Below are 9,581 nucleotides of genomic sequence, written 5' to 3'. Positions count from 1 at the left end.
TGATATGATTTCAGCAATCAAAGCATATTCTTCAAGTATTTCTTTCATAATTATCTTCTTTCGTTCTATTATTAAAAGTTCAACTCATTAATTTGCATGTGGTAATTTTTTCTGTTTTTCTCAAATTAAGCACAACGGTTTAGTATATGGTTTGTTGCGTGATTAAGCAACCAAGTTAAAAAATAAAAACGTAATAGAAAATTCGCGAGAATTTTCGTAAGCAGGCTAGAACCTAGCAATAAAATATATGCATTGTTGGCAAACGTTATTCTTTAATTATCTTTTTTATTGTCATACTCTTATCTGAAACTATTTTTAAGAAATATATGCCAGAATCTAATATGGATAGGTCAATTTCTATTGGAGAACTATTCTTAACCGATTTAGTTTTAATCATTTTCATATTTATGTCATAAAGTAATATTTCTTTAATTTGGTGAACATCATTTTTAATAAAAATTGACTCTTTTGTCGGATTAGGATATAATTGATAATCAACTTTACTATCAAACTCAGTAATTGCAAGTGATTCGCTAACAACATAACAACTATCGGAATAACTATAGCATCCCATAGTGCAAGATTCTATACCATCTATTCCAACACATAATGAATCTCCTTCTACAAAAGTAACAGTTTCGATATCAGCAATATAATTGCCGTTTAAAAAGAAATTAACATATGGAGCGCAAGAATCAATTTGTAAGGTATTTAAATCTCTTACTCCAGCACTTAATTGAGTTGAATTTAATTCTTCAGGTGAAAATCCTGTTATTTCATTATATAAATTGTCCGTAAGTATGACTTCGTATAATGTATTTGGATTAGTGTATGTCTTTTGATAATGAAAAACAACAACATTACCATCTCTTATAGTGTAATTCCCTGTTGGAATGTTAGAAAATTGATAGTCGTTATTTGAATAACTAACAAAATCACCATTCTCTGTATAAAGTGAATATTTTGTATCATTTAAAGCAGCTTGTGGAAATAAGCTTAAAATTATCTGATTACAACTTTCAATTTGAAAAGTTGAAGATGAAGAATCAAAAGTTTCTGATAAACTCCCTCCCCAAATATCAACTCCATAGGTAGCGTTTATTTGATATTCACTTGCCATAAGACACTGAACGCTCATTACAAAAACAGTTAAAAATAAGCTCGTAATTTTTTTTATATTCATTATGTTTGGTTTTAATGTTTGCCAACGTTGTTGTATATGGTTTGTTGCGTGGTTTAGAACGTAATTTAGCAAATAAAAACCGAATAGAAAATCCGCGAGGATTTTCGTAAGTAGGCTAGAACTAGCAATAAAATATATACGGTGTTACCAGTAGTTTTATCCTAGCTCATTTAGTTCCAATGTCATTCCGATAATACGTTTGTTTGTAATTCAGATAATATAATTCAGTAAGTTGAGATACAAGTTAATTCTTAATAATTAATTCTGAATAATCACCAGATATTAAAACTTGAGACTCAATATTTGTCGTTATGTTTTTCTTAAGTAAATAGTTGCTTCCAGCTTCGTTTTTTATTGTAAGTAGTTCGTTTATTTCTTCTCCATAAACAATACATTTTAAATTTCCATCTACATAAATTTCAGGTTCGGAATTTAAATTAGAATCCACTTTGAGAATTTTATCACTATCTCCAGATGATGTTTTTAAGTAATATATATACCCATTATTTACTGTGCCTATCAAGGCTTCATATAAGTCTAAGTTTGAACTACAATAATCAAATGTATTCCCTGCTATATCAGTTATTGAACTTGGAAAACATGAACTAGATATTTCTGAAAAATCTGCTAAATTTTTTACATAAAGATTTCCTGCTCTTACATAAGTTTCGATTGTCATAGTAGTAGTGCCTAAATATATTTCTTCAGTTCTTTCATAGTATATTGTGTTATCTGTATTTGAAATGTATACTGTTGTAATTGTTTTGTATTGATCAAAACCCGCATTTGGACCATAAGGATCAACACCGTTTAAGAAATTTAATGTATTTGGGTCAATTTCTCTTATAAGATAACCATCTTCTGGAGTAGCGGATAATTGTGAATTCCAAATAAAAAGTCTTCCATCATTAGAAACAGCTATTCGGTCTCCAAAATCATTGTTTCCAAAATCATTATTAGCTTGTATTACACTGTAATTATTAGTATCGACATTTACTTTAATAAGTCTAGGTAAATAATCATTTAACATGCCTGGATCTGACATTATAAAAATTTCATTTGTCGAAGAATTAAAAACAGAGTCACCTAATATTATATCAAAACCAAAATTAGAAAAATCAACAATAGTTCCTACTTCTGTTCCATCAAGTAAATTTAGTTCCACTAAACTTTGGTTTGGAACTTCTCCTTTAATTGCAAAGAGTTTAGATTCTATACGAGAAAACTGTTGAGAATAGTATTCAATTTCATTTATAGCTACATTGAGTATACCTGTCTCTGCATTATCTGGCACTTCAACGGTAATTGTTGTATCGGTAATTTCTATATTGGAGGCTGGATTCCCATTAAAAGTTATCTGATAAGTATCATCGATATTAAAATTATTACCAGTAAAGATAATAGTATCTCCAATTCTAGCATAAAAAGAAGATATAGACTCTATTTGCGGTCTTTCTAACAATAAAAAATTCCCTAATGCTATTTGTGTATTATTTTCATAATTAAATGTAATGTTTCCAGAGGTAGCATTTTCTGGGACTCTTACTTTAACTGTAGTTTCTGTTTGTTCAACTATTGTTGAAGTTAAATCATTAAATTTAATATTGTATGCACCATCTAAATTAAGATATGTCCCTGTGATGGTAATGATATCATCTACATATGCTGAACTGGGAGAAAATGATTCTGCAGTTGGTACTAACTGATCTTTAGTATCATCATCTTTTGAACAGTTAAATAAAAAAATGAAAACAGCAAGTATATATATAGTTCTTTTCATAGGTTTCATAAATAATTTAAATTATAGTAAAATTTCATTTTTTTAATTACTGGTAACGTGTTTGTGTATGAAAAGTTGCGTTTTTGTGAGCGAGGATTTTCCGCAGGAAAATCAGACGTAACAAAAGAGCAACTAACTTTATTTAAGCACTAATTTAGCGATTTTTTATACACGATGTTGGCAACTGGCTTTCTCTAATCGAAATAGAACTGAAATTCGCCATTTATTCTTATTAATCTAAAAGCATAATCATCTATTTTCCATTTGCGACCAATCCATTCTTTTTCTTTAAATTCTTCTTCTTTAATTTTACCGAGATTATCAATGTCATTTCCTAATAAATCACATATTTCATTGTGCAATCTGCTTATTTCCATTGAGTATACACTATGGTTACTGGGTTTGTTTTGACTTAATAATACAGTTGCTTTATTTCCATTATTTGGAATGAGAACCATGATTTTGTTAAAAAAACCAAAGAAAAAGAATGGAACAAAATAAATCCTCAATACAGCGTCTTCCATTATTTCTTCATAATATTTTTCGGTTTTAATTATTTCAAATGGTACTTTAATATTGAATATTTGATTATTTATATTTAGATAATTATTATAATATTTTACAAATTCAGATGGTTTTAAAACCATAGTATTTATTTTAAGTTTTTCATAAATTACTCTTGTCTTTTTATAGGATTTATTATCATTGATAACATAAAAGTTACAAGTAGACGCAAAAGCTGAATGAAATGCATCTTCTGTTGTATTTTTAAAGGTTTCTTTTCTGCCTTTTCCAATATTTACTTTATCTTCTTGATAACCATGCATATCTAGCATTAAATATTCATTTGAAATTGTATCAAACCATTCTGGAGAATTTTTTGATTTGTTAATATAATCGCTTGGTGAAACTCCTAATTTTTGATATTTATTATCAATTATTTTATAAGGATCTTTTGTATCATAAATTCTATCTCTATTTATACCAATACCATCCTGAATAGATTTTCTCATTTCTTTATAAGTATCTGATTCATTTAGATTTAATGCCATTTTGCTAAAGCTCTCAAAGAAACCTTCCATAGTTGGGTTTTCTTTTAAGCCTGGAAAAATTTTCTCCATTTGTTCAGAGCTCTCAGGGTTTTCAAATGCTTTTTTAAAAGTATCTTGAATAGGTAAAGCTTTTAAAAGGTTTAAAAAAGATTTTCCAATTATTTTAGTTGACTCATCTTGCTCAAAAATGCTCAGCAATCCATTTATACTTAAATCTTTAAATGATTCTTTTTCGTCAATTCTTTGTTGGAAAATTTCTTTAGGAGAATAAAAATCTAAAATAATATCTTTATTTGTGTTTACTAAACATTTGTTATTAGTTAAATTAGATATGAATTCTAAATCTGATTTTATATATTCTTTTTGTTCTTCAGTTTCCTTGAAGCTTGATAGAATATCTCCGATATGAGATGTTGAGAAAGGAATAAATAATTTATCATCATTAAAGATTATTTCTTTTAGTTCGCTATGCTTCCCATTTTTAATTTGCGAGAGTACATTCCAATCGAAATATATTTTTATCATTCCTCTATTTTTAGCTTGTTGCCAACGGTTTTGTGTATGCTTTGTTGCGTGTTTGAGCAACTAAGTTAGCAAATAAAAACCGAATAGAAAATCCGCGAGGATTTTCGTAAGCAGTCTAGAACTAGCAATAAAATATACACGTTGTTGGCGGTAGTTTTTATTCAGCTGTTTCTTTTAATATTTCTGTCCTTAAATCGAATTTTTCATATCTCCCATCTTTCCATTTATAGCCTACTTCTTTATTGTTCATTAAGTCAATTATCTTTATCATTAATTTAATTATTGGAACAAAATCGTATTTAACTTCATAATCTCCATCTTCTTCTCCGATTTTAAGATGAGCAATTTTTGTATGTCTTCTATTACGTTTTAAAGGTGTAATACTTTTATGGAAAACTTTAATTTTTTCAATTATTTCCTTTTGATTTTGATGAGTTGAATTAAGTTCTAATATAGCTTTGTTAAATGAATGGACACCTTTAGTATCATCATCAAATTTGCAAATTCGCACTAATAAGTCATTTTCAATAGTTTTTAAAGCAATTAATCTATCTACAAAATCAGACCTTGAAATTTTATGTAAATCATTAAACTTAAAGATTCTATCATAAGCCAATTGAAATCGTAAAATCATAAGCATTTCTCCTTTGAAGGCGCTAATATGATTAGTCAGCGATGTTCTTTTCATAAAATTCGATTACTTAAATAATTGGCAGATTTATGGATTATATTTTCTCATAAAAAGATTAAGACCTTCAATTGCATTTTGAATTCTTTTTCTGTCATTGACTTGCTCAAACTCTCCGTGAGTAGCGTCATTTCTAATTCCAGCCCAAGAGGTAATATCTTTTATGTCTTGCTTTTTCAAAATATCAGCTGCGTACAGTTTTTTTGAAATTGTATCAATCGACAATTTTTCTCCATCAAGTTCAATTTTATTCAGTTCAGCTAGTCTTTTTAGAAATTCTTCTAAAGAAGCTCCTAGCAAAATTCCTGCAGCAGCTGGGTGGAATTTTTTATTAGTAGCGAGAATTACAGCTTGTTCCATAAAGTCGTTAATAACATCAACTTTAGTTATATATTTCTCGTTTTTATGGATGTCTAAATCAAGATTTAAATAATCTTTTATTGATTTTAAAACTTTTCGAGCAGCCCAAGCTTGCGTTGATGATGTAGCCGAGTTTCCTCTTACACCTTTATTCGTAGATAATATACTGTAAAATTCAGAGTCAGTTCCAATATAATTTTTAACAAATTGTAGAGTTGTTATGAAAAAAGAACTTGTAATATAACCAGTCCATTTATTTGTATCATTTGGTAGGATACTTTCAATTTCTTCTATTTTTTTTATCAATTCTTCTTTTTCCATTGTACTTAATTAAAATGTATTTAGAGTGGCTTTTTAAATTACCGCCAACGGTCTTGTATATGGCTCGTAGCGTATAAATTAGAAAATTATTTTCGGTTAAACACAAGCCAGATTTTTAAATTTTACTGTTTATCTTTTTTATTGGAAATCGTCAAATTTAAAAATTTGGCGACTTTCCAAAAATGCCTTAACTTCGATTAAGCAACTAATGAGCTATGAGTTATATACGTTGTTGCCCACTGGCTTTATCTCACGATTGCACTCATAGAATCCAATAATCCACTTTCATTTTCTCCTATCGGTTTTAAATTGTAGTCGGAATTTTGAAATCCGTTTTCGTTGACCATAACATTATTAAAGTCATCAATAAATTTTTGCAATGGATTTTTTTCATCAGATATATTACTTTCCGCCAAATCTAAATGTCTCGCAAAATCATAAAAGTCATAATAATTTTCAATATTTTTTCCTTTTTCTGAATGTACAGTAATATTTCTTGTTGTTAAGCTATACTTTATTTCGTGATGACCTGTTAGACCTCCATTTGGAATTATCCAACTTGGTTTTAAAAATAGTGTTTTTTTTAAAAGTTGTCGTCTTTGTGTAATTACGTCTTGAGTAGTATAAAAAAGAGGTAAAGCATACCAAACATCATTACCCAACATTTCTAATAGAAATAATTTTAAGTGCTGGTCTCTGTTTGTATTTCTATTCAAATGAAATTGTAATTCATTAGCTCTTACTTTAAAATAAGCTCTTTTATATTGTATCAAGGTAGGATACCCATTTGGAAGCCCTATCGATGCGTCATAACCTAAAACTCCTTCTTCTCTTTGAGATGGTGCAAGAATATATGGACGTACACCGGAAATGTAATAATTCCAATTGACTAATTCGGTTGTAAGGTTTAATTCAACGGTTTTTTCTGATATCATTATTACTGTTTGCCGATTATTGGATTTATTCTATTCCTTAATTGCCATTCTATTTTAGGTACAATAGAATCGTAATTATGAACATCAACTTTTATAGCTTTAAGTCTAAAAGTATGATTTTTTAAATTTGTTCTTGCTAATAGCTTTAGAGCAAAAGTTGTCTTGTGCAATTCCTTGTAAATGTGTCCGTGTATTCGCCGACCAATATTTCGTGATTTTCCAATATATATTGGAATCCATTCATTCAGTACGTTATGCGCTTTAATACGCACTTTTTTAGTATTAGGTGTGAACTTGTAACGATATTCATCAGTTTCCCAAATCTCTTTAAAATCTTCAATCCACGAATCAAAATCTGTAAATCGTTTATCGTTTTTTATCTCAAATAAATATATTCCCTTATGAACTAAATCGTCCCACGGAATTATTTTGCCTGCATTTTCCAATTTAAATTCACAAATTTCTTCGAGTTCAATTAATTTAACTTCTTCTTTTAGAAGTTCTAACTGTTTATTGATTTCTTCGTCGATTTTTGTAATGTTCATAGGTTTTTTTAGCTTGTGGGCAACGGTTTAGCATATGGTTTGTTGCGTGATTAAGTCACTAAGTTAGTAAATAAAAACCGAATAGAAAGTCCGCGAGGACTTTCGTAAGCAGGCTAGAACCTAGCAATAAAATATATGCATTGTTAGGCATAGTTATTTTTTCAGGTCAATATATTTAGCACTAAAATCAGGTTCAATTGAATTTATAAATAATAGCCAACCTTTTATTTTTGATTTTAATCCATGAATTTTAAAGTCAACTTTTTCTTTAATTTCATCATTGTCTAAATACTCTTCATTGGAAATGCCAAATTCGTGCATAATATGTCCTTTATATCCATACTTATTAATATAGTGCATTTGTTGGCGAATTTCTTTTTTCTTGTGCTTAGATATTCTTGGTTGCTTTGAATCAAAAACTGTTAAACCAGTAACATATTGTTTTTGACCTCGTTTCATCAGTTTTGTTTTTGACTTATTAATTGTAAATCCAAATTTTAAAAGTTGTTTTTCTACTTTCGGAACAATATCTATTTCTTCATTTGATGAAAAGTATAGGTCGTCTGCATATCTAGTGTATGTAATATTCGGGAATTTTGAAAGTATTAAGTCTAATTCATTAAAGATGATATTTGCTATTGTAGGACTTGTGTGAAATCCTTGTACGAGTATATCATTATGAGTTACAATTTTTGCTATTAAAGGACTTATTTTCTCATGAAACCCTAAATCATTTAAAGATTTAATAATACTATCTTTCGTTATTTTTTCGAAGTAATTTTCGATGTCAATTTTTAAAAGATACTTTTTTCCTAAGTGTTTAGAAGCATTAGTTTTTATTCCACGACCTTTAATATAACCATGAACGGAAGATGAAGGTTTGTATATGTTTCTTAGTTTTGAGTTTAGTATTTTTAAGCAATTTGTTAAATTATCTGATATTGGTGAGTATACGATTCTAAATCCACCACTTTTTTTACTGATTTCAATTTTTTCTACTGTTAAAACATTATTTAAAACATCTTCCGAACAATTAATTCTATTAACTAGGTTGTAATCATTTTTTGATAATTCCAATAAGACTTCTAATTCCATATTAAGGAAGTTGGAAAGTTTTTTAACGGTATTTATTTTTTTGTGTGGCATAAAAAAAATAGCAGTGATTAAGGTAAGAAGAATTGATTTTTTTCATTGTCGAATACGACTCGTACCCTGTTATTTATCCTTAATGCACTGCCTTTTTAATTTTAAGTTATTTAATTCAATTTGTTTATTTTTAGTTGCATGTCTACTGTAAAAACTATCTTCATTTTGAAAATGAATTAAACCAATTTTATCTTTAAGTATTTCAAATGTTCTTGCAACCCATTCAGCAATATTTTTGTTTTCATTTTCCTTTTGTATCAATACCTTATTTAAGATAAAGCATGAGTAATCGACTACTGGCATATTTTGACAATGTTTGTCAACAATTGTATACTCAATATTATAATCGTCTTTAAATATATCGAAAATTTCTTCAACAATTTTTTTTAATGATTTATTTTGAACTTCTAATGTTTCAATGAAGAATATATTTTTATCATTCCTGTTTTTTGTTATTCTTGGTTTTATTATTTTAAGTAGCATAGATTTGATTATTTCATGGTCTTCTTTCTCTGTTTTCAACCTTTTGTAATAATCATCATTTTTAAATAAAACAGTAAAGTAGGCTCTATAATTAATCAAAGGTAATATTCTGTAAAATTGAGTTCTTACGTCAAAATGGTCTCCAGTTGCATGAAAGTTATTTTTCAATAATTTTTCTCCAAATTTTGCTAATAAAGGGTCTTCTGCTAATTCCTCTTTTAGTTCTTCTAATACTTTTTCAATTAATTTTGGTGTGTCAGTTTTTATACAACCATAAGCAAACATAGGTTCATCATTGTTAATGTGTCCTGTTTCGTCAATGTAAAAGTAATTTGTTTTCATCAATTTTGCTCGGGCTTGTTAATTATGCCTAACGTGTTTGTATAAGAATAGTTGCGGGTTTGCGTGCGAGGAATTTCCGAAGGAAATTCAGATGTAGCAAATACGCAACTACCTTTATTTAAGCACAAAACAGCAATTATTTTTATACGTTGTTGTGTGCAGTTTTTTTTATTTCCGATTTTAAATTATTCCATTCATTCCAAAATTGTCGAAAACCATTT

At 28.3% G+C, this 9,581-nt stretch carries 9 protein-coding genes; all 9 read right to left on the bottom strand.

What is annotated here, in order from left to right; all coding sequences use genetic code 11:
- Window positions 1-265: 265 nt before the first annotated feature.
- The gene (locus ACVC3Y_RS10220; RefSeq protein WP_452226813.1) at window positions 266-1,138 is read right to left on the bottom strand and encodes a T9SS type A sorting domain-containing protein; all 873 of its coding nucleotides are present in this window, start codon (window positions 1,136-1,138) and stop codon (window positions 266-268) included.
- Between the two features lie 289 nt (window positions 1,139-1,427).
- Window positions 1,428-2,963, bottom strand: a complete 1,536-nt coding sequence (locus tag ACVC3Y_RS10215; RefSeq protein WP_452226812.1) for an IPT/TIG domain-containing protein — start codon at window positions 2,961-2,963, stop codon at window positions 1,428-1,430.
- Window positions 2,964-3,157: 194 nt separating this feature from the next.
- Window positions 3,158-4,540, bottom strand: coding sequence for a hypothetical protein (locus tag ACVC3Y_RS10210; protein ID WP_452226811.1), 1,383 nt, complete (start codon window positions 4,538-4,540; stop codon window positions 3,158-3,160).
- A gap of 157 nt (window positions 4,541-4,697) precedes the next feature.
- On the bottom strand, window positions 4,698-5,228 hold the full coding sequence (locus ACVC3Y_RS10205; RefSeq protein ID WP_452226810.1) for a hypothetical protein: 531 nt from the start codon (window positions 5,226-5,228) through the stop codon (window positions 4,698-4,700).
- A 30-nt stretch (window positions 5,229-5,258) separates the two neighbouring features.
- The gene (locus tag ACVC3Y_RS10200) at window positions 5,259-5,909 is read right to left on the bottom strand and encodes a hypothetical protein (RefSeq protein ID WP_452226809.1); all 651 of its coding nucleotides are present in this window, start codon (window positions 5,907-5,909) and stop codon (window positions 5,259-5,261) included.
- Between the two features lie 245 nt (window positions 5,910-6,154).
- Window positions 6,155-6,844: a hypothetical protein gene (locus tag ACVC3Y_RS10195; protein ID WP_452226808.1), complete on the bottom strand. Its 690-nt coding sequence runs from the start codon at window positions 6,842-6,844 to the stop codon at window positions 6,155-6,157.
- A gap of 2 nt (window positions 6,845-6,846) precedes the next feature.
- Window positions 6,847-7,389 carry a hypothetical protein gene (locus ACVC3Y_RS10190; protein ID WP_452226807.1) on the bottom strand — a complete coding sequence of 181 codons (543 nt, stop codon included), beginning with the start codon at window positions 7,387-7,389 and terminating at the stop codon, window positions 6,847-6,849.
- Between the two features lie 153 nt (window positions 7,390-7,542).
- Window positions 7,543-8,535 (bottom strand): reverse transcriptase family protein, encoded by a 993-nt coding sequence (locus ACVC3Y_RS10185; RefSeq protein WP_452226806.1) that lies wholly within the window; start codon window positions 8,533-8,535, stop codon window positions 7,543-7,545.
- 69 nt (window positions 8,536-8,604) lie between these two features.
- Window positions 8,605-9,360: a DUF3800 domain-containing protein gene (locus ACVC3Y_RS10180; RefSeq protein ID WP_452226805.1), complete on the bottom strand. Its 756-nt coding sequence runs from the start codon at window positions 9,358-9,360 to the stop codon at window positions 8,605-8,607.
- Window positions 9,361-9,581: the final 221 nt, after the last annotated feature.

This window comes from Lacinutrix cladophorae (genome assembly GCF_053604645.1).
The sequence above is the reverse complement of the archived record's forward strand: the minus strand, read 5'-3'. Positions and strand labels throughout refer to the sequence as shown.